The organism is Streptomyces sp. WAC 06738 (genome assembly GCF_003945505.1).
Lineage (GTDB): Bacteria > Actinomycetota > Actinomycetes > Streptomycetales > Streptomycetaceae > Streptomyces.
In genome coordinates, this window is the sequence record NZ_CP029618.1 from 4,965,946 (window position 1) to 4,987,300 (window position 21,355).

Genomic DNA, 21,355 nt, shown 5'->3' on the forward strand with positions numbered 1-21,355 from the left:
CGCTCCGGCGTCCGGCCCTACGACGGGTCGCCGCCCAGGTGCCGCTCGTACGCCGTCAGCGTCTCCACGAACGTCCGCCGCTCGGCCGCCGTGAGCGGCCCCAGCGCCAGCCGCCACGCCGCCGCGCTCCGCCCCAGCCAGCCGTCGATCGCCGGGCGCCACGCCGCCGTGATGCTGACCAGCTTCCGCCGCCGGTCCGCCGGGTCCTCGCGCCGCTCCAGGACGCCCTTGCGGCTCAGCTCGCCGACCATGAGGCTCACGGTCGTCGGGGCCACCTCCAGCCGCTCGGCCAGCTCGTTGACGCTCGACTCGCCGTCGAAGAGCAGGTAGGCGAGGAGGGAGAGGTGCCGCGGGGCGAGGGCGAGGGACTGCAGCTCCGCGGGGACGGGCAGCCGTTTCGCGCGCCCGACCATGCGCGGCATGAGCAGCAGCAGCGTACGGATGGCGTCGTCGACGTCCGGCCCTGCGGTTGACACCGCGGCGCTCCCTTCTTTAGCTTTATGATCAAAGCTTCTTTGCTTTCAAAGCAAAATCTCCTACGGCGTGAGCGCGATGCTACCCGCGAGCGCGAGAGGCGGTCCCCGTGACGACCGAGCAGCAGCAGCCGCCCAGCCCGGCGGAGTTCAACCGGCTGGTCATCGAGGAGTTCAGGGCGAACGGCGGCCGCGTAGGCGGCATGTTCGAGGGCGCACCCCTCGTGCTGCTCACCACCACCGGCGCCCGCAGCGGCACCCGCCGCACCAACCCCGTCGTCTACCTCCGCGACGGCGCCCGCCTCCTCGTCTTCGGCTCCAACGGCGGCGCCGACCACCACCCCGCCTGGTACCACAACCTCCTCGCCCACCCCCGCGTCACCGTCGAGATCCGCGACGCCGACGCCCCCGGCGGCACGACGGCGTACGAGGCCGACGCGGTCCCGCTGCCCGCCGCGGAGCGCGACCGGATGTACGCGGTGCAGGCCGGACTCGACCCCGCCTTCGCCGCGTACGAGCGCGCCACCGCCCGCACCATCCCCGTCGTCGCCCTGCACCCCGCCCCCGACCCCGCCGCCGATCCCGACCCCAACCCCTTCGCCGACCCGCAGCGCCGCCTGGCCGCCGGGGAACAACTGCTCAAGGCGCACGAAGAGCTGCGCCGCGAGCTGGCAGGCGTGCTGGCCGCCGCCGAAGGCGCCTCCGCGGACACCGCCCGGGACCCCGCCCTCCGCGACCTCCGCCGCCACTGCCTCGCCTACTGCGGCTCCCTCGAAGAGCACCACGGCGCGGAAGACGGCGCACTCGGCGCCATGGAGCGGCAGTTCCCCCACCTCGCCCCCGCCGTCGCCCGCATCCGCGAGGAGCACCGCGACGTCACCGCGATGCTGGAGCGCGTACGCGACCTGGCCGCCGCCGCGCCGCAAGCCGCTGCCGCTCCCGCCGCCGCCCCCGTCCGCGCCGAGCTGCGCGCCCTCGCCGCCCGCCTCGACGCCCACTTCGCGTACGAGGAGCGCGAGCTGCTCCCCGCCCTCGGCCTCCCGGCACCGCCTACGCGCGCTGTCACCCCCGGCCCGTAACCTTGGCCTCGTGCAGGTACGCCACGACGCCCCCCTCGCCCCGCTGACCACCCTCCGCCTCGGCGGCCCCGCCGCCCGGCTCGTCACCGCGACGACCGACGCCGAGGTGGTCGAGGCCGTGCGCGCGGCCGACGCCGCCGGGACACCGCTGCTGGTCGTCGGCGGCGGCAGCAACCTCGTCGTCGCCGACGCCGGCTTCCCCGGCACCGCGCTGCGCATCGCCACCACCGGCTTCGACCTCGACGGCACCGCGCTCGAACTGGCCGCGGGGGAGAACTGGTCCGACGCCGTCGCCCGCACCGTCGACGCGGGGCTCGCCGGCGTCGAATGCCTCGCCGGCATCCCCGGCTCGGCCGGGGCGACGCCGATCCAGAACGTCGGGGCGTACGGCCAGGAGGTCGCGGAGACGATCACCGAGGTCGTCGCGTACGACCGCACCACCGGCGAGACCGTCACCGTCCCCGGCGCCGACTGCGGCTTCTCGTACCGGCACAGCCGCTTCAAGGCCGACCCCGACCGCTTCGTCGTGCTGCGCGTCCGCTTCCGGCTCGCCGACGAGGGCGGCCTCTCCGCGCCCATCCGGTACGGGGAGACGGCGCGCATGCTCGGCGTCGCGCCCGGCGAGCGGGTGCCGGCCGCCCAGGCGCGGGACGCGGTGCTGAAGCTGCGCGCGGGCAAAGGCATGGTGCTCGACCCGGAGGACCACGACACGTGGTCGGCGGGCTCCTTCTTCACCAACCCGATCCTCGACGAGCAGGCGCACGCCGCCTTCCTCGCCCGCGTCGCCGACCGCCTCGGCCCCGACGCCCGCCCGCCCGCGTTCCCGGCGGGGGAGGGGCGCACGAAGACGTCCGCGGCCTGGCTCATCGACCACGCCGGCTTCACCCGCGGCTACGGGACGGGTCCGGCCCGCATCTCCAGCAAGCACACCCTGGCCCTGACCAACCGCGGCTCGGCGACGACGGAAGACCTGCTCGCGCTCGCCCGCGAGGTGCGCGACGGCGTACGGGACGCCTTCGGCGTCACGCTGGTCAACGAGCCGGTGACGGTCGGCGTCAGCCTGTAGCGACGGCCGGCCCCTGCCCGCGGCGACGATCGGCGTCTGCCCGCAGCCGGCGGTCCGGCGTCAGCCCGCGGCGGCCGTACGGGCCCTCACCCCCGCGCCGACCCGAGCCCCACCGTCCGCCCCCGCACCGCCGGGTCGTCCACCAGGTCGAGCACCGCCCGCGCCAGGTCCGCCCGCGCCAGCGTCCCCGTACCGGGCACGTTGCCGCCGACCCGGCGCCGGTAGCGCCCCTTGCCGCGCCGGTTCGTCAGCTTGCCCGGTCGCAGCACCGTCCAGTCGAGACCGCTGTGCGCCAGCTCCGACTCCATCGCGGCGGCCTCCGCGTACACGTCCTTGAAGAGCGTCCGCAGCACCGGCGACACCGCCCGCCCCAGCACTCCCTCGTCCGGCGGCAGCGGTCCGACCGGCGCCGTGCTGACGACCAGCAGCCGCCGTACGCCCGCCGCCCGCGCGGCCCGTACCAGCGCGTGCGCGGCGGCGCCGAGGCGGCCCGTGGGCCGGCCGCCGCCCGGCAGCCCGGGGCAGAACAGCAGCGCGTCGCGGCCCCTGACGACGGGGCCGAGGGCCACGGGGTTCGTCAGGTCCTCGACGGTCATCACCGTCAGCCGCCCGCGCCCGCCGCCCTGTCCGCCCCGGTCCGGGCCGTCCGCCGCGCCACGGCCCTTCCCGCCCGATGCCGCGCCGCTCCCGGGGTCCGCGCCCGCCACCGCGGCCAGGCTCCGCGCCCCCTTGCGCACCACTGCCGTCACCTCGTGCCCGGCGGCGAGCGCCTGCCGGACGACCTCCCGGCCGGTCCCGCCGGACGCGCCCAAGACCGTGAGCTTCATGGTCCCTCCCGTAAGTGGGTACTCACCCACCCCCTGTTAGGGTGAGTGAATGCCCACGTCGCCGTCAAGACCGGCTCCGGAGCGCATCGTCGACGCCGCGGAGCGGCTCATCCGCACCGCCGGGTTCGTCCACGCGACCACCAAGGAGATCGCGCGCGAGGCGGGCTGTTCGGAGGCGCTGCTCTACAAGCACTTCGTCAACAAGGAGGACATCTTCCTCCGCGTCCTCATCGAGCGGCTGCCCCGCCTGACCACGCTCTTCACCGAGCTGGCCGACGATGACCAGGACGCCGAGGACGCCGTCGGGCCGGGCGCCCGCGGCGTCGAGGAGCGCCTGACGGCCGTCGCCCGCAAGGCCGCGGACTTCTACGAGGAGATGCTGCCCATGGTGGGCGCGCTGCTCGCCGAGCCGGGGCTGCTCACGCGGTTCGCCGAAGCACTCGCCGCGGTCGGGCGCAAGGGGCCGTACGAGGCGGGCGACGCGCTCACCGACTACCTGCTCCGGGAGCGCGAGCGCGGCCGGATCCGCGCCGACGCGGACCCGCGGGCCGCGGCGGGGATGCTGCTCGGCGCGTGCTTCCAGCGGGCGTTCTTCGTGGCCTTCGGCGGGCCCGCGGCGGTTCAGCCGGCGGACGACTTCGCCGCGGCGCTGTCCCGTACGCTCTGGGCCGCGCTCGCCCCGCCGTCCGCGGCAGCCGCACCCCCGGCGACCCCGCCCGCGGCGCCGCCGGCCGCCTGACGGCCGGCCTCCGGCTCTCCCGACAGCCAGTCGTCCACCCGCGCCAGCAGCCTCCGCCGCACGTCCTCAGGCGCCACCGAGGCCCGTACGGACTGCCGCGCCAGCTCCGCCAGCTCCTCGTCCGTGAACCCGTGGTGCGTACGCGCCAGCTCGTACTGCGCCGCCAGCCGCGAGCCGAAGAGCAGCGGGTCGTCCGCCCCCAGCGCCATCGGCACCCCCGCGTCCCACAGCGCCCGCAGCGGCACGTCCTCCGGCCGCTCGTACACCCCCAGGGCGACGTTCGACGACGGGCACACCTCGCACGTCACCCCCGCCGCCGCGAGCCGCGACAGCAGCCGCGGGTCCTCGGCGGCGCGGATGCCGTGCCCGATGCGGCGCGCGTCCAGGTCGTCCAGGCAGTCGCGGACGCTCGCCGGGCCCGCCAGCTCGCCGCCGTGCGGGGCGGCCAGCAGGCCGCCGTCGCGGGCGATGGCGAAGGCGCGGTCGAAGTCGCGGGCGAAGCCGCGGCGCTCGTCGTTGGAGAGCCCGAAGCCGACGACGCCGCGGTCCGCGTAGCGCACGGCGAGCCGGGCGAGGGTGCGGGCGTCCAGCGGGTGCTTCATCCGGTTCGCGGCGACCAGCACGCGCATCCCGAGGCCGGTGTCCCTGGCCGTGGTCTCGACCGCGTCGAGGATGATCTCCAGCGCCGGGATCAGCCCGCCGAGGCGGGGCGCGTACGAGGTGGGATCGACCTGGATCTCCAGCCACCCCGAACCGTCCGCGAGGTCTTCTTCCGCGGCCTCGCGCACCAGCCGCTGGATGTCCTCGGGCGTACGCAGACAGGAGCGGGCCAGGTCGTACAGACGCTGGAAGCGGAACCAGCCGCGCTCGTCGGTCGCGCGCAGCTTGGGCGGCTCGCCGCTGCTCAGCGCCTCGGGCAGGTGCACGCCGTACTTCCCGGCCAGCTCGATGAGCGTGGCGGAGCGCATGGAGCCGGTGAAGTGCAGGTGGAGATGTGCCTTCGGCAGGCGGCGTACGTCTCGTGCGGCGGCGCGGTGGTCGTGCTCCATGGAGAGATCTTGCCGCATCCGCGGGGGGCGGCGACACCGGCACCTACGAACGAGGGCTTGCCCGGACGGTTGTCCGGGCAAGCCCCGCATGTGGTGTACGGGTCAGTGGCATATGCCGTCAGTCTAGTGACGCTACTAGGCCAGCATAGGCTCTACTCCGCCTCCGCCAGCAGCTTCTGCATCCGCGAGACGCCCTCGACCAGGTCCTCGTCGCCCAGCGCGTACGACAGCCGCAGGTACCCCGGCGTCCCGAACGCCTCACCCGGGACCACCGCGACCTCGGCCTCCTCCAGGATCACCTCGGCCAGCTCCACCGAGTTCGCCGGCCGCCGGCCGCGGATCTCCTTGCCGAGCAGCCCCTTCACGGACGGGTACGCGTAGAACGCGCCCTCCGGCTCGGGGCACTCCACGCCCTCGATCTCGTTCAGCATCCGCACGATCGTCCTGCGCCGCCGGTCGAACGCCTCGCGCATCTTCGCCACCGCGTCCAGGTCGCCGGAGACGGCCGCCAGCGCGGCGGCCTGGGCGACGTTGGAGACGTTGGACGTGGCGTGCGACTGCAGGTTCGCCGCGGCCTTGATCACGTCCTTCGGGCCGATGGCCCAGCCGACCCGCCAGCCGGTCATCGCGTACGTCTTGGCCACGCCGTTGACGACGACGCACTTGTCGCGCAGCTCCGGCACCACCACCGGCAGCGAGTGGAACTCGGCGGTCCCGTACACCAGGTGCTCGTAGATCTCGTCGGTCAGCACCCACAGCCCGTGCTCCGCGGCCCAGCGGCCGATCGCCTCGACCTGCTCGCGGGCGTAGACCGCGCCGGTCGGGTTGGACGGGGAGACGAAGAGCAGCACCTTCGTGCGCGGGGTGCGCGCGGCTTCGAGCTGCTCGACGGAGACCCGGTAGCCCGTGGTCTCGTCGGCGACCACGTCGACGGGCACGCCGCCGGCCAGCCGGATCGACTCGGGGTAGGTGGTCCAGTACGGCGTCGGGACGATGACCTCGTCGCCCGGGTCGAGCAGGGCGGCGAACGACTCGTAGATCGCCTGCTTCCCGCCGTTGGTGACGAGCACCTGGGCCGGCTCCACCTCGTACCCCGAGTCGCGCGCGGTCTTCGCGGCGATGGCGGCCTTCAGCTCGGGGAGCCCGCCTGCGGGCGTGTAGCGGTGGTACGTCGGGTTGGTGCACGCTGCGATCGCGGCCTCGACGATGTAGTCGGGCGTCGGGAAGTCGGGCTCGCCGGCGCCGAAGCCGATCACCGGCCGGCCGGCCGCCTTCAGGGCCTTGGCCTTGGCGTCCACGGCGAGCGTCGCGGACTCGGAGATGGCGCCGACGCGGGCCGACACCCGTCGTTCGGTCGGGGACTGGGACGCGGTGTTTGCAGCGGTCATGACGCCCATCGTTCCAGACGGGCGGGGGGCCGGGCACGTGGGTTGCACGGCTCGTACGCGGGGCGCGCGGCGTACTCGTTCGACGGCGGGGCGTGAAACCCGTACACTCAACCACCGTGCCAGCCCTGGTGCAGATCTTGCACGCGCTCGTGAAGCCCCTGCAGGAATGCGTTAGGTTGGGATGACACAAAGGGTCGTAGCTCAATTGGTAGAGCACTGGTCTCCAAAACCAGCGGTTGGGGGTTCAAGTCCCTCCGGCCCTGCTACGCGCATCCCCTTCAGGGGGTGCGTACGCAGTTCACAGCAGCCCCGCCGTGCTGCACCACCGGGCGCGGCAGGTCAACGAACCGGGATCCAGGTGAGGGACGAGTGACGGAAGCCTCCACCGCGACGCCTGACCGCCCCGAAGGCGACGCGCGACCCGCTCGCCGCGGCGGCAAGCGCGGCCGGAAGGGCCCGTTCGCCCGCCTGGCGCTCTTCTACCGCCAGATCGTCGCGGAGCTGCGCAAGGTCGTCTGGCCGACGCGGAACCAGCTCACGACGTACACGACCGTCGTGATCATCTTCGTGGTGGTCATGATCGGCATCGTGACGGTGATCGACTTCGGGTTCACCGAACTCATGCAGTACGTCTTCGGCTGACCGATTCGCGTACGCCGCCCCGTAAGGTACGTAAGGTAGGCGACTGCATGTGCACATCCCCTTTTGAGCCAGGAAGAAGCAGCTACCGTGTCTGACCCGAACCTGAACGACGCAGTCGCGACCGACGAGGTCGCCGGCGCTGCGCAGGCTGAGCCTGCCGAGCAGGTGGAGGCGGCCGAGACGGCGGCGGTGGCGGCCGGACGCGAAGACGCCGGGGAAGCCGAGGCCGCCACCGAGCAGGCCGAGGACGGCGCCGAGAGCGCGGCCGGCGAGGCGGACGAGGCCGAGGCCGGCGACGAGACTGTCGGCGACGAGGCCGCCGCGGACGCGGACGAGAAGGCCGACGAGACCGACGAAGCCGCCGAGGAGGCCGAGGAGGCCGTCGATCCCGTCGAGGCGCTCCGCCAGGACCTGCGCGGCCTGCCCGGCGAGTGGTACGTGATCCACACCTACGCGGGCTACGAGAAGCGGGTCAAGGCCAACCTCGAGCAGCGCGCCGTCTCCCTGAACGTCGAGGACTTCATCTACCAGGCCGAGGTGCCCGAGGAAGAGGTCGTCCAGATCAAGAACGGCGAGCGCAGGAACGTCCGCCAGAACAAGCTCCCGGGCTACGTCCTGGTGCGGATGGACCTGACGAACGAGTCGTGGGGCGTCGTGCGCAACACCCCGGGCGTCACCGGCTTCGTCGGCAACGCCTACGACCCGTACCCGCTGACGCTCGACGAGATCGTCCGCATGCTCGCCCCGGAGGCCGAGGAGAAGGCCGCCCGCGAGGCCGCGGAGGCCGAGGGCAAGCCGGCGCCGTCCCGCAAGGTCGAGGTGCAGGTGCTCGACTTCGCCGTGGGCGACTCGGTCACCGTCACCGACGGGCCGTTCGCGACGCTGCAGGCGACGATCAACGAGATCAACGCCGACTCGAAGAAGGTGAAGGGCCTGGTGGAGATCTTCGGCCGGGAGACCCCGGTCGAGCTGAGCTTCGACCAGATCCAGAAGAACGACTGAGGGCACCCCGCCCGCCACGCTTCCGACCAGGTCAGACGGCTGCACAGCCGCTCTGACCTGCTCGGTTTCAGGACCCGTACCCGAGACGGCTATCGTGGTGCGGTATGCCTCCGTCCGGGCGATCGGCAAATCACCGGATCGAGGCCCAAAACCTCTCATTCAAGGACCCGGAGAGACATGCCTCCCAAGAAGAAGAAGGTCACGGGGCTGATCAAGCTCCAGATCCAGGCCGGTGCCGCGAACCCGGCCCCGCCGGTCGGCCCCGCGCTGGGCCAGCACGGCGTGAACATCATGGAGTTCTGCAAGGCGTACAACGCCGCGACCGAGTCGCAGCGCGGCTGGGTCATCCCGGTGGAGATCACGGTCTACGAGGACCGTTCGTTCACCTTCATCACCAAGACCCCGCCGGCCGCGAAGATGATCCTCAAGGCCGCGGGCGTCGAGAAGGGCTCCGGCGAGCCGCACAAGACCAAGGTCGCGAAGATCACCCGCGACCAGGTCCGCGAGATCGCCACCACCAAGATGGCCGACCTCAACGCCAACGACCTGGACGCCGCCGAGAAGATCATCGCCGGCACCGCCCGCTCCATGGGCGTCACGGTCGAGGGCTGAGCGCCCCGCGCCACCCGCAGCACCCTGTGGCAGGGCCGTGCGCCGGCCCGGACCACGACTCCGTACCGACACATCAGGAGCAGCAGTGAAGCGCAGCAAGGCACTCCGCAGCGGCGACGCCAAGGTCGACCGCACGCGGCAGTACGCACCCCTCGAGGCCGTCCGCCTCGCCAAGGAGACGTCCACGACGAAGTTCGACGGCACCGTCGAGGTCGCCATGCGGCTGGGCATCGACCCGCGCAAGGCCGACCAGATGGTCCGCGGCACCGTGAACCTCCCGCACGGCACCGGCAAGACCGCCCGGGTCCTGGTCTTCGCGACCGGTGACCGTGCAGCGGCCGCGGAGGCCGCGGGCGCCGACATCGTCGGCGCCGACGAGCTGATCGAGGAGGTGCAGAAGGGCCGCCTCGACTTCGACGCGGTCGTCGCCACCCCGGACCTCATGGGCAAGGTCGGCCGCCTCGGCCGGTTCCTCGGCCCGCGCGGTCTGATGCCGAACCCGAAGACCGGCACGGTCACGCCCGACGTGGCGAAGGCCGTCACCGAGATCAAGGGCGGCAAGATCGAGTTCCGCACCGACAAGCACTCCAACCTGCACTTCATCATCGGCAAGACCTCGTTCGACGAGCAGAAGCTGGTGGAGAACTACGGTGCGGCGCTGGAGGAGGTGCTGCGGCTCAAGCCGTCGGCCGCCAAGGGCCGTTACATCAAGAAGGCCACGATCACCACGACGATGGGCCCCGGCATCCCGGTGGACCCCGCGCGGGTGCGCAACCTGCTGTCGGAGGAGCCCGCGGTCTGACGGGCACCGCCCGTTCGACAACCGCGCATCATCTGTCACGGCCCTGCAACGGGTCGGATCCGGAACGCCCATGGGGCACCGGGTCCGGCCCGTTTCTGGTGTTCACTGGCCCGTACGGGCAGAACACCTGCCCGTACGAGAACGATCACCACGAGGGGGCGGGGATTCCCATGCACACGACCGTGAAGCGCGCAAGTGTCTCTCTGGGGGCGGCGCTGCTGCTCGCGTTCGCGGCGGCCTGCGGGTCCGACTCGGGCGGCGGTGACGGCGGTTCCGGCAACGGGGGCGGCGACGGCGGCGGCAACGGCGGCAGCGGGACGATACGGGGCGCCCAGGCCGCACTGAAGGCGATCGACGAGAAGACCACCGGCGCGGAGTCGTCGAAGTTCGAGAGCACCATGGTCATGGGCGAGGCGATGACCACCGAGAACGAGGGCGAACTCGACTGGGCCGACGGCGCGATAGGCACCGCCACCGTCAAGTACACCGACGGCCAGATGGCCTCCTCGATCCAGATGATGGACGACGACGGCACGCTGGACGCCCGCTACCTGCCGGACGCCTACTACGCCGGCGTCGAGGGCGCGTTCCAGACCCAGTACCCGGACAAGAAGTGGATCCGCTACGACTACGACGACCTGTCGGAGTTCATGGGCCCGTCCGGGGACTACATGAAGGACCAGATGCAGAACAGCACCCCGGGGCAGGCCGTGAAGCTCCTGCTGGCCTCCGAGGACGTCGAGGAGGTCGGTCAGGAGGACGTGCGCGGCGTCCAGACCACGCACTACTCCGGCACCGTGGACGTCTCCGACCTGGCGCGCGCGTCCTCCAAGACGCTGAGCGAGCAGCAGCTTTCCGACCTGGAGGACCAGCTTGAGGCCTCCGGCGTCACCACGCAGACCGTCGACATCTGGGTGGACGAGAACGACCTGATGATCAAGCGCGAGGAGTCCGGGAAGATGACGGGCGGCGAGTTCAGCACCACCGTCTACTACTCGGACTACGGCGTCGACGTGAACGTCGAGGAGCCGTCCGCGGCGGAGAGCATCGACTTCACCGAAATCCAGTAACAGACGGGCGGTTTCCCCGTATCCGATAGCGTGTTCCCCTCCATGTCCCGGGACACGCGTACCCGGAGGGAAAGGATCACCATGCGCTCGACCTTCGTACGGGGCGGAGCCGCGCTCGGCGCGGCCGCCCTCGCCCTGACCGCCTTCACCGCCTGCGGCGACGACGACGGAGACGGCAAGGCGGGCGGCAGGAAGGGCGGGAACGCCGCCCAGCCGGTCGACGTGACGCCCGCAGCCGCCGTCCGCAAGGCCACGGAGAAGGCGGAGGACTTCACCTCCCTCGAGTACCGGATGGCCGGCGACGTCCCCGGTGAGGGCACGATGGAGGGCACCGGGGCCATCAGCATGGACCCGCCGGCCATGCAGATGAAGATGACGGTGGACGGGGCGACCGCCGACGAGAGCGGCGAGGTGGAGATACGCCTCGTCGACGACGCGATGTACATGAATGCCGGCCCCGAGGCCGCGGCCGAGCTGGACGGCAAGACCTGGCTGAAGATCGGCATGTCGGACGGCGGGGCGGGCGGCGGCGAGAACCCGCTGCTGGAGCTGAAGCAGGCGGACGACAACCCCGCCGAGGAAGCCCAGATGATGAACGCGGCCGAGGACCTGGAGAGGGTCGGCGAGGAGAAGGTGGAGGGGGTCCGGACCACCCGGTACACCGGCACGATCACCCTCGACGACCTCCGCGCGGACCTCGAGGGCAAGGACGCGAAGACCAAGAAGGACCGCCAGGAGCAGATCGACGAGATGGCGGAGCAGGGCGTCGACGAGTTCACCATGGACATGTGGATCGACGGCGAGGACCACACCAAGCAGTTCCGCATGCAGGCCGAGACGAAGGAGGGCCCGCTGGACACCACCATGACCTTCCTGAGCTACAACGAGCCCGTCACGGTGGAGGCCCCGCCGGCCGCCGAGACCGCGGACATGGACGCCATGATGAAGGAAGCGGACGCGGGGAGCGGCGCGTAGCGCCTGAGTCCACGTCGCGTACGGACCGGCCGTCCCGGGGGCGATTTGCCCGCGGGTCGGCCGCTGCCGTACGATTCCCGCTTGTAGCCAAAGACCGCTGGCCGCCGCCGTACGCCCGCAGGGGAGTGCGGTGGCCGAAGGTTCCGCGTACGCCGCGGACGGCCCGCGCAGGTGAACGAGGAAGACCTCCCGCCGGGCCCCGGGCCCGTGCGGTCGAGTCACGCCCCGAGCGCCTGCGCCGGGGCGTTTGCCGTGTGCGAGGGCCTCGTGCATCCGAAGGGCGGTCCCATCACCCGGAAGGAGGCTGAGGCTCATGGCGACGCCGGACAAGGTCGAGGCCGTCAAGGAGATCGCGGACAAGCTCCGCGGCTCCAACGCGGCCGTCGTGACCGCGTACACCGGACTGAGCGTGGCGCAGCTTAAGGATCTGCGCCGTTCTCTCGGCGAGAACGCGCAGTACCGAGTGGTGAAGAACACGCTGACCAAGATCGCGGCGAAGGAGGCCGGGCTCGACCAGCTCGACGAGCACCTCCAGGGCTCGACCGCTGTCGCCTTCGTGACCGGTGACCCGGTCGAGGCGGCCAAGGGGCTGCGTAACTTCGCCAAGGACAACCCCGCTCTCGTCATCAAGGGCGGTGTGCTCGACGGCAAGGCTCTGACCGCCGACGAGATCAACAAGCTCGCGGACCTCGAGTCCCGCGAGGTGCTGCTCGCCAAGCTGGCCGGCGGCATGAAGGCGTCCATGGCGAAGGCCGCGGCGACCTTCCAGGCCCCGCTCACGAAGTTCGTCCGCACCGCGGACGCGCTGCGCGACAAGGTCGAGCAGGGCGGTGCCGGTACGCCGGCTCCCGCCGACGCCGCGGAGTAGCGGAAGCGCTCCTCGTGGCTCAGCGGGCACCGCGAACGCCCGCCGTACCGATGCATCAGCACAACCGGCACCAGCCGACTTAGTGGAAGGACCGCCACCATGGCGAAGCTCAGCCAGGAAGACCTGCTCGCGCAGTTCGAGGAGATGACCCTCCTCGAGCTCTCCGACTTCGTCAAGAAGTTCGAGGAGAAGTTCGACGTCGAGGCCGCCGCGCCGGCCGCCGTCGTCGCCGCCCCGGGCGGTGGCGCCGCCGCCGCCGAGGCCGCCCCGGAGCAGGACGAGTTCGACGTCGTCCTGCTCGGCGCCGGCGAGAAGAAGATCCAGGTCATCAAGGTCGTGCGCGAGCTGACCTCGCTCGGCCTGAAGGAGGCCAAGGAGCTGGTCGACGGCACGCCGAAGCCGGTTCTGGAGAAGGTCAACAAGGAGGCCGCGGACAAGGCCAAGGAGTCCCTCGAGGGCGCCGGCGCCTCCGTCGAGGTCAAGTGACCTCGTCCCGGCCGGTCGGGGCGCTGTGAGCCAGGACCGCCGGGGCTGACGGCCCCGTTGCCGCAACCGAGGGCGATCACCCATGCGGGTGGTCGCCCTCGCTGCGTTGCCGGGGCCCCGGCCGGAGCGCTTGCCCCGCGGGCACCGGCGGGTATGGTGATCTTCACCGGCCGGGGCGGCCGACATGATCTCCCTGGGGCAGGGGGGCCTTGACGAACGGCCAGCGGCGCGCGATTCTCAGGTCGTCACATCTCAGGTCGTCACATCGGTCCGTACTCCGAGGCATGGATCGGTGACCGAGTGGGAATGGCTTCAAGCGCGAAGGCATCCGGTATTCGGCATAACTTCAGGGGAGGCCCCACGCGAGGCGGGCGCTCCTCAGGCAGGGAGAGATCGAAGATTTGCTGGTCTCCAGCCTCCGCTGGACATCAGTGTGGCGAGTCGCTACACTGACCCTTTGCGCTGCCTGTTAACTGCCCCCTGCCCGTCACCAGGGGTCTGTCCAGAGCTCGTACGATCTTGAGAGACACGCTTTGACCTGGGCGTTCTCCTCCCCGTGTGGGTTTTGGGACCGGTACGCGCGTAGTGAGTCCGAGCCCTCGGAAGGACCCCTCTTGGCCGCCTCGCGCACCGCCTCGACCGCTAGTACGAACAACGGCGCCAGCACCGCCCCGCTGCGCATCTCTTTCGCGAAGATCAAGGAACCCCTCGAGGTTCCGAACCTTCTTGCGCTCCAGACCGAGAGCTTCGACTGGCTCCTCGGCAACGACGCCTGGAAGGCTCGTGTCGAGGAGGCCCTGGATCATGGACAGGACGTCCCCACCAAGTCCGGCCTCGAGGAGATCTTCGAGGAGATCTCCCCGATCGAGGACTTCTCCGGGTCGATGTCGCTGACCTTCCGCGACCACCGCTTCGAGCCCCCGAAGAACTCCATCGACGAGTGCAAGGAGCGCGACTTCACCTACGCCGCGCCGCTCTTCGTCACCGCCGAGTTCACCAACAACGAGACCGGGGAGATCAAGTCCCAGACGGTCTTCATGGGCGACTTCCCGCTCATGACGGACAAGGGCACCTTCGTGATCAACGGCACCGAGCGTGTCGTGGTCTCGCAGCTCGTCCGGTCCCCGGGCGTCTACTTCGACTCCTCCATCGACAAGACCTCCGACAAGGACATCTTCTCCGTCAAGGTCATCCCCTCCCGGGGCGCCTGGCTGGAGATGGAGATCGACAAGCGCGACATGGTCGGTGTCCGCATCGACCGCAAGCGCAAGCAGTCGATCACCGTGCTGCTCAAGGCCCTCGGCTGGACGAACGAGCAGATCCTCGAGGAGTTCGGCGAGTACGAGTCCATGCGCGCCACCCTGGAGAAGGACCACACCCAGGGCCAGGACGACGCGCTGCTCGACATCTACCGCAAGCTGCGTCCGGGCGAGCCGCCGACCAAGGAGGCCGCGCAGACGCTGCTGGAGAACCTGTACTTCAACCCCAAGCGCTACGACCTCGCCAAGGTCGGCCGCTACAAGATCAACAAGAAGCTGGGCGCCGCCGCGCCGCTCGACGCCGGCACGCTGACGGTCGAGGACATCATCGCCTCGATCAAGTACCTGGTGAAGCTGCACGCCGGTGAGGTCGAGACCGTCGGGGACAACGGCCAGTCCGTGGTCGTCGAGACCGACGACATCGACCACTTCGGCAACCGCCGCATCCGCAACGTCGGCGAGCTGATCCAGAACCAGGTGCGTACGGGCCTCGCCCGTATGGAGCGCGTCGTGCGCGAGCGCATGACGACCCAGGACGTCGAGGCGATCACGCCGCAGACCCTGATCAACATCCGGCCGGTCGTCGCCTCCATCAAGGAGTTCTTCGGCACCAGCCAGCTCTCGCAGTTCATGGACCAGACGAACCCGCTGTCCGGGCTCACCCACAAGCGCCGGCTCAACGCGCTGGGCCCCGGCGGTCTCTCCCGTGAGCGGGCCGGCTTCGAGGTCCGCGACGTGCACCCGTCGCACTACGGCCGCATGTGTCCGATCGAGACGCCGGAAGGCCCGAACATCGGCCTCATCGGCTCGCTCGCCTCGTACGGCCGGGTGAACGCCTTCGGCTTCATCGAGACCCCGTACCGCAAGGTCGTCGGCGGCGTCGTCACCGACGACGTGGACTACCTGACGGCCGACGAGGAGGACCGCTTCGTCATCGCGCAGGCCAACGCGCCGCTCACGAACGACCTGCACTTCGCCGAGAACCGGGTCCTGGTCCGCCGCCGCGGCGGCGAGGTCGACTACATCCCCGGCGACGACGTCGACTACATGGACGTCTCGCCGCGCCAGATGGTGTCGGTCGCGACCGCGATGATCCCCTTCCTGGAGCACGACGACGCCAACCGCGCGCTCATGGGCTCCAACATGATGCGCCAGGCCGTGCCGCTGATCCGGGCCGAGGCCCCCCTCGTCGGCACCGGCATGGAGTACCGCTGCGCGGTCGACGCCGGCGACGTCATCAAGGCCGACAAGGACGGTGTGGTCCAGGAGGTCTCCGCGGACTACGTCACCGTCGCCAACGACGACGGCACGTACACCACGTACCGCGTCAACAAGTTCCATCGCTCCAACCAGGGCACCTCCTTCAACCAGAAGGTGCTCGTGGACGAGGGCTCCCGCGTCATCGAGGGCCAGGTGCTCGCCGACGGCCCCTCGACCGACGAGGGCGAGATGGCGCTCGGCAAGAACCTCCTGGTGGCGTTCATGCCGTGGGAGGGCCACAACTACGAGGACGCCATCATCCTCAGCCAGCGCCTCGTGCAGGACGACGTCCTGTCCTCGATCCACATCGAGGAGCACGAGGTCGACGCCCGCGACACCAAGCTGGGCCCCGAGGAGATCACCCGGGACATCCCGAACGTCTCCGAGGAGGTCCTGGCCGACCTCGACGAGCGCGGCATCATCCGCATCGGCGCCGAGGTCGTCGCCGGCGACATCCTGGTCGGCAAGGTCACGCCCAAGGGCGAGACGGAGCTGACCCCGGAGGAGCGGCTGCTGCGCGCGATCTTCGGCGAGAAGGCCCGCGAGGTCCGTGACACGTCCCTGAAGGTCCCGCACGGCGAGACCGGCCGCGTCATCGGCGTCCGCGTCTTCGACCGCGAGGAGGGCGACGAACTGCCGCCCGGCGTGAACCAGCTCGTCCGGGTCTACGTCGCCCAGAAGCGCAAGATCACCGACGGCGACAAGCTCGCCGGCCGGCACGGCAACAAGGGCGTCATCGCCAAGATCCTGCCGATCGAGGACATGCCGTTCATGGAGGACGGCCACCCGGTCGACATCATCCTCAACCCGCTCGGCGTGCCCTCCCGGATGAACCCGGGTCAGGTGCTGGAGATCCACCTGGGCTGGCTCGCCGCCCAGGGCTGGGACGTCTCCGGCATCAAGGAGGAGTGGGCCGAGCGCCTGCAGGGCATCGGCGCCGACCAGGTCGCGGCCGGTACGAACGTGGCGACGCCGGTCTTCGACGGCGCCCGTGAGGACGAGCTGGCCGGCCTCATCCAGAACACGCTGCCCAACCGCGACGGCGACCGCATGGTGCAGCCGTCCGGCAAGGCGCAGCTCTTCGACGGCCGCTCCGGCGAGCCGTTCCCGGAGCCGATCTCCGTCGGCTACATGTACATCCTCAAGCTGCACCACCTCGTGGACGACAAGCTCCACGCCCGGTCCACCGGCCCGTACTCGATGATCACCCAGCAGCCGCTGGGCGGTAAGGCGCAGTTCGGCGGCCAGCGGTTCGGCGAGATGGAGGTGTGGGCCCTGGAGGCGTACGGCGCCGCCTACGCACTGCAGGAACTGCTCACCATCAAGTCGGACGACGTGACCGGCCGCGTGAAGGTCTACGAGGCCATCGTCAAGGGCGAGAACATCCCCGAGCCGGGCATCCCTGAGTCCTTCAAGGTGCTCATCAAGGAGATGCAGTCCCTGTGCCTGAACGTGGAGGTGCTCTCCTCCGACGGCATGTCCATCGAGATGCGCGACACGGACGAGGACGTCTTCCGTGCCGCCGAAGAGCTTGGCATCGACCTGTCCCGGCGTGAGCCGAGCAGCGTCGAAGAGGTCTGACGGGTCCGGCGGGGGCTTCCCTCGAAGCTCCCGCCACCCCCTCGGCCCTAGCGGGCCCGGGAGGAGGCACCCCCTCCCCGCGACCCGCGATCAGACCATTGACACACGACCCTGAGAGGGATTGACGAGAGTGCTCGACGTCAACTTCTTCGACGAGCTGCGGATCGGCCTGGCGACCGCGGACGACATCCGGACCTGGTCACACGGCGAGGTCAAGAAGCCCGAGACCATCAACTACCGCACCCTCAAGCCCGAGAAGGACGGCCTCTTCTGCGAGAAGATCTTCGGCCCCACCCGGGACTGGGAGTGCTACTGCGGCAAGTACAAGCGCGTCCGCTTCAAGGGCATCATCTGTGAGCGCTGCGGCGTCGAGGTGACCCGCGCCAAGGTGCGCCGTGAGCGGATGGGCCACATCGAGCTGGCCGCGCCCGTCACGCACATCTGGTACTTCAAGGGCGTCCCGTCGCGCCTCGGCTACCTGCTCGACCTGGCGCCGAAGGACCTGGAGAAGGTCATCTACTTCGCCGCCTACATGATCACGTGGGTGGACGACGAGCGCCGCCAGCGCGACCTGTCGTCGCTGGAGGCCCAGATCTCCGTCGAGCGCCAGCAGATCGAGCAGCGCCGCGACGGCGACCTGGAGGCCCGTGCCAAGAAGCAGGAAGCCGACCTGGCCGAGCTGGAGGCCGAAGGCGCCAAGGCCGACGTGCGCCGCAAGGTGCGCGAGGGCGGCGAGCGCGAGATGAAGCAGCTCCGCGACCGGGCCCAGCGCGAGCTGGACCGCCTGGACGAGGTGTGGAACCGCTTCAAGAACCTCAAGGTCCAGGACCTGGAGGGCGACGAGCTGCTCTACCGCGAGCTGCGCGACCGCTTCGGCACGTACTTCCAGGGCGGCATGGGCGCCGCGGCGCTCCAGAAGCGCCTGGAGTCCTTCGACCTGGACGAGGAGGCGGAGAAGCTCCGCGAGATCATCCGCACCGGCAAGGGCCAGAAGAAGACCCGTGCCCTGAAGCGGCTGAAGGTCGTCTCCGCGTTCCAGCACACCCGCAACAGCCCCAACGGCATGGTGCTGGACTGCGTCCCGGTGATCCCGCCGGACCTGCGTCCGATGGTGCAGCTCGACGGTGGCCGCTTCGCGACCTCCGACCTGAACGACCTGTACCGCCGCGTCATCAACCGCAACAACCGGCTGAAGCGGCTGCTCGACCTCGGCGCGCCCGAGATCATCGTCAACAACGAGAAGCGCATGCTGCAGGAGGCCGTCGACGCGCTGTTCGACAACGGCCGCCGCGGCCGGCCGGTGACCGGGCCCGGCAACCGCCCGCTCAAGTCGCTCTCCGACATGCTCAAGGGCAAGCAGGGCCGCTTCCGGCAGAACCTGCTCGGCAAGCGCGTCGACTACTCGGCCCGTTCCGTCATCGTCGTCGGCCCGCAGCTCAAGCTCCACCAGTGCGGCCTGCCCAAGGCCATGGCGCTGGAGCTCTTCAAGCCGTTCGTGATGAAGCGCCTGGTGGATCTCAACCACGCGCAGAACATCAAGAGCGCCAAGCGCATGGTCGAGCGCGGCCGCACGGTCGTGTACGACGTGCTGGAAGAGGTCATCGCCGAGCACCCGGTGCTGCTGAACCGGGCGCCGACGCTGCACCGCCTCGGCATCCAGGCGTTCGAGCCGCAGCTCGTCGAGGGCAAGGCCATCCAGATCCACCCGCTCGTCTGCACCGCGTTCAACGCGGACTTCGACGGCGACCAGATGGCCGTGCACCTGCCGCTCTCCGCGGAGGCCCAGGCCGAGGCCCGCATCCTCATGCTGTCCTCGAACAACATCCTCAAGCCGGCCGACGGCCGTCCCGTCACCATGCCCACCCAGGACATGGTGCTCGGGCTCTTCTTCCTCACCACCGACGAGATCGAGGGTGAGAAGAAGGGCGAGGGCCGCTCGTTCGCGTCGGTCGCCGAGGCGATCATGGCCTTCGACGCCGGCGAGCTGTCGCTCCAGGCGAACGTCGACATCCGGTTCCCCGTCGGCTCCGTGCCGCCGCGCGGCTGGACGCCGCCGGTGGCCGAAGCGGACGACGGCGTCGGGGGAGGGGCCGCGGCCGACTCGGACTGGCAGCCGGGCGACCCGTTCCGGCTCCGCACCACCCTGGGCCGCGCGCTCTTCAACGAGCTGCTGCCCGAGGACTACCCGTTCATCCACTACACCGTCGGCAAGAAGCAGCTCTCCGAGATCGTCAACGACCTCGCCGAGCGCTACCCGAAGGTCCTCGTCGCGCAGACCCTGGACAACCTGAAGTCCTCGGGCTTCTACTGGGCCACCCACTCCGGCGTCACCATCGCCATCTCGGACGTGGTCGTGCCGGAGGCGAAGAAGGAGATCATCGCCGGGTACGAGGCCCAGGACGAGAAGGTCCAGAAGCAGTACGAGCGCGGCCTGATCACCAAGGACGAGCGCACCCAGGAACTCATCGCGATCTGGACCAAGGCGACCAACGAGGTCGCCGAGGCCATGAACGAGAACTTCCCGAAGACCAACCCGATCTTCATGATGGTCAACTCGGGTGCGCGCGGAAACATGATGCAGATGCGCCAGATCGCGGGTATGCGCGGCCTGGTGTCCAACGCCAAGAACGAGACCATCCCGCGGCCGATCAAGTCCTCGTTCCGCGAGGGCCTGTCCGTGCTGGAGTACTTCATCTCCACGCACGGCGCCCGCAAGGGTCTCGCCGACACCGCGCTGCGCACCGCCGACTCGGGTTACCTGACCCGTCGTCTGGTGGACGTCTCGCAGGACGTGATCATCCGCGAGGAGGACTGCGGCACCGACCGCGGCCTGAAGCTGGAGATCGCGTCGGTCGGCGCCGACGGCGTGCTGCGCAAGGCCGAGGACGTCGAGACCTCGGTGTACGCGCGCTGCCTCGCCGAGGACATCGTCGTCGACGGCAAGGTGCTGGCCCCGGCCGGCACCGACCTGGGCGACGTGCTCATCGACGAGCTGATCCGGCACGGCGTGGCGACGGTCAAGACCCGCTCGGTGCTCACCTGCGAGTCCGCCGTCGGCACCTGCGCCATGTGCTACGGCCGTTCGCTGGCCACCGGCAAGCTGGTGGACATCGGCGAGGCCGTGGGCATCATCGCCGCCCAGTCCATCGGCGAGCCCGGCACCCAGCTCACGATGCGCACCTTCCACACCGGCGGTGTGGCGGGTGAGGACATCACCCAGGGTCTGCCGCGTGTCGTCGAGCTCTTCGAGGCCCGTACGCCCAAGGGCGTGGCGCCGATCTCGGAGGCCGCGGGCCGGGTGCGGATCGAGGAGACGGAGAAGACCAAGAAGGTCGTCGTCACTCCCGACGACGGTTCCGACGAGGTCGCGTACGGCGTCTCCAAGCGCGCCCGTCTCACCGCCGGCGAGGGCGACCACGTCGAGGTCGGCCAGAAGCTGACCGTCGGTACGGAGAACCCGCACGACGTGCTGCGCATCCTGGGCCAGCGGGCCGTGCAGGTCCACCTGGTCGGCGAGGTGCAGAAGGTCTACAACAGCCAGGGCGTGTCCATCCACGACAAGCACATCGAGATCATCATCCGGCAGATGCTGCGCCGGGTGACGATCATCGAGTCCGGCGACGCGGAGCTGCTGCCGGGCGAGCTGGTCGAGCGCTCGAAGTTCGAGCAGGAGAACCGGCGCGTGGTGGCCGAGGGCGGCCAGCCCGCCTCCGGCCGGCCGCAGCTCATGGGCATCACGAAGGCGTCGCTGGCCACCGAGTCGTGGCTGTCGGCGGCGTCGTTCCAGGAGACGACCCGGGTGCTGACCGACGCGGCGATCAACGCCAAGTCGGACTCCCTGATCGGCCTCAAGGAGAACGTGATCATCGGCAAGCTGATCCCGGCCGGTACGGGCCTGTCCCGCTACCGCAACATCCGGGTGGAGCCCACCGAGGAGGCGAAGGCCGCGATGTACTCGACCGTCGGCTACGACGACATCGACTACTCGCCCTTCGGCACCGGCTCCGGCCAGGCGGTCCCGCTGGAGGACTACGACTACGGCCCGTACAACCAGTAACGGCCGCGGTCACCGCACGCCCCGCAGGGCGGCTCTCCCCCGGGAGAGCCGCCCTGCGGCGTTCCCGGGGCCCCTGGGCGGCCGCGCGGGTCCCGGCCGCCCGCGCGGCCGGGGGCCGCG

At 70.5% G+C, this 21,355-nt stretch carries 17 protein-coding genes and 1 tRNA gene; 14 read left to right on the plus strand and 4 right to left on the minus strand.

The genetic code is table 11. The annotated features are described in order from the left end of the window. Positions 1-17: 17 nt before the first annotated feature. A complete protein-coding gene (locus DMB38_RS21970; RefSeq protein WP_125936630.1) occupies positions 18-476 on the minus strand; it encodes a MarR family winged helix-turn-helix transcriptional regulator in 459 nt (152 codons plus the stop codon). A gap of 107 nt (positions 477-583) precedes the next feature. Between DMB38_RS21970 and DMB38_RS21975 the strand changes: the two genes are divergently transcribed. Both DMB38_RS21975 and DMB38_RS21980 read left to right on the plus strand, forming a co-directional pair. Further along, complete coding sequence (locus DMB38_RS21975) at positions 584-1,552, plus strand: nitroreductase/quinone reductase family protein (RefSeq protein WP_125936631.1); 969 nt, start codon at positions 584-586, stop codon at positions 1,550-1,552. A 10-nt stretch (positions 1,553-1,562) separates the two neighbouring features. Then, positions 1,563-2,618, plus strand: a complete 1,056-nt coding sequence (locus DMB38_RS21980) for a UDP-N-acetylmuramate dehydrogenase (protein WP_125936632.1) — start codon at positions 1,563-1,565, stop codon at positions 2,616-2,618. Positions 2,619-2,704: 86 nt separating this feature from the next. On the opposite strand, the gene DMB38_RS21985 is transcribed toward DMB38_RS21980, so the two are convergent. Further along, positions 2,705-3,445: an NAD(P)H-binding protein gene (locus DMB38_RS21985; protein ID WP_125936633.1), complete on the minus strand. Its 741-nt coding sequence runs from the start codon at positions 3,443-3,445 to the stop codon at positions 2,705-2,707. 49 nt (positions 3,446-3,494) lie between these two features. Here DMB38_RS21985 and DMB38_RS21990 point away from each other — a divergent pair, with 49 nt between their 5' ends. Further along, on the plus strand, positions 3,495-4,184 hold the full coding sequence (locus DMB38_RS21990; protein ID WP_125936634.1) for a TetR/AcrR family transcriptional regulator: 690 nt from the start codon (positions 3,495-3,497) through the stop codon (positions 4,182-4,184). Here the strand turns inward: DMB38_RS21990 and DMB38_RS21995 are convergent. Together DMB38_RS21995 and DMB38_RS22000 are read right to left on the minus strand one after the other, a co-directional pair. Further along, positions 4,067-5,233, minus strand: coding sequence for an adenosine deaminase (locus DMB38_RS21995; RefSeq protein ID WP_125936635.1), 1,167 nt, complete (start codon positions 5,231-5,233; stop codon positions 4,067-4,069). The genes DMB38_RS21990 and DMB38_RS21995 overlap by 118 nt on opposite strands. Before the next feature lie 152 nt (positions 5,234-5,385). Beyond that, positions 5,386-6,621: a pyridoxal phosphate-dependent aminotransferase gene (locus DMB38_RS22000; RefSeq protein ID WP_047020283.1), complete on the minus strand. Its 1,236-nt coding sequence runs from the start codon at positions 6,619-6,621 to the stop codon at positions 5,386-5,388. A gap of 190 nt (positions 6,622-6,811) precedes the next feature. On the opposite strand from DMB38_RS22000, the gene DMB38_RS22005 reads away from it, so the two are divergent. The 11 genes from DMB38_RS22005 to DMB38_RS22065 all read left to right on the plus strand — a co-directional run bounded on the left by DMB38_RS22005 (position 6,812) and on the right by DMB38_RS22065 (position 21,235). Further along, a tRNA-Trp gene (locus tag DMB38_RS22005) sits at positions 6,812-6,884 on the plus strand. Between the two features lie 106 nt (positions 6,885-6,990). Continuing rightward, positions 6,991-7,263, plus strand: a complete 273-nt coding sequence (gene secE / locus DMB38_RS22010; protein WP_027771083.1) for a preprotein translocase subunit SecE — start codon at positions 6,991-6,993, stop codon at positions 7,261-7,263. 87 nt (positions 7,264-7,350) lie between these two features. Next, positions 7,351-8,265: a transcription termination/antitermination protein NusG gene (gene nusG, locus DMB38_RS22015; protein WP_125936636.1), complete on the plus strand. Its 915-nt coding sequence runs from the start codon at positions 7,351-7,353 to the stop codon at positions 8,263-8,265. 177 nt (positions 8,266-8,442) lie between these two features. Continuing rightward, positions 8,443-8,877: a 50S ribosomal protein L11 gene (rplK, locus tag DMB38_RS22020; RefSeq protein WP_018834878.1), complete on the plus strand. Its 435-nt coding sequence runs from the start codon at positions 8,443-8,445 to the stop codon at positions 8,875-8,877. An 85-nt stretch (positions 8,878-8,962) separates the two neighbouring features. Further along, positions 8,963-9,679, plus strand: coding sequence for a 50S ribosomal protein L1 (gene rplA, locus DMB38_RS22025; RefSeq protein WP_047017546.1), 717 nt, complete (start codon positions 8,963-8,965; stop codon positions 9,677-9,679). 170 nt (positions 9,680-9,849) lie between these two features. After that, the gene (locus DMB38_RS22030) at positions 9,850-10,749 is read left to right on the plus strand and encodes a hypothetical protein (RefSeq protein ID WP_125936637.1); all 900 of its coding nucleotides are present in this window, start codon (positions 9,850-9,852) and stop codon (positions 10,747-10,749) included. A gap of 81 nt (positions 10,750-10,830) precedes the next feature. Further along, on the plus strand, positions 10,831-11,724 hold the full coding sequence (locus tag DMB38_RS22035; protein WP_240662412.1) for a DUF1396 domain-containing protein: 894 nt from the start codon (positions 10,831-10,833) through the stop codon (positions 11,722-11,724). Positions 11,725-12,037: 313 nt separating this feature from the next. Continuing rightward, a complete protein-coding gene (gene rplJ / locus DMB38_RS22040; protein WP_047017547.1) occupies positions 12,038-12,592 on the plus strand; it encodes a 50S ribosomal protein L10 in 555 nt (184 codons plus the stop codon). A gap of 99 nt (positions 12,593-12,691) precedes the next feature. After that, positions 12,692-13,078, plus strand: coding sequence for a 50S ribosomal protein L7/L12 (gene rplL / locus DMB38_RS22050; protein ID WP_047017548.1), 387 nt, complete (start codon positions 12,692-12,694; stop codon positions 13,076-13,078). A gap of 614 nt (positions 13,079-13,692) precedes the next feature. Continuing rightward, a complete protein-coding gene (rpoB, locus tag DMB38_RS22060) occupies positions 13,693-17,178 on the plus strand; it encodes a DNA-directed RNA polymerase subunit beta (RefSeq protein WP_125936638.1) in 3,486 nt (1,161 codons plus the stop codon). Between the two features lie 130 nt (positions 17,179-17,308). Beyond that, positions 17,309-21,235 (plus strand): DNA-directed RNA polymerase subunit beta', encoded by a 3,927-nt coding sequence (locus DMB38_RS22065; protein WP_125936639.1) that lies wholly within the window; start codon positions 17,309-17,311, stop codon positions 21,233-21,235. Positions 21,236-21,355 lie beyond the last annotated feature (120 nt).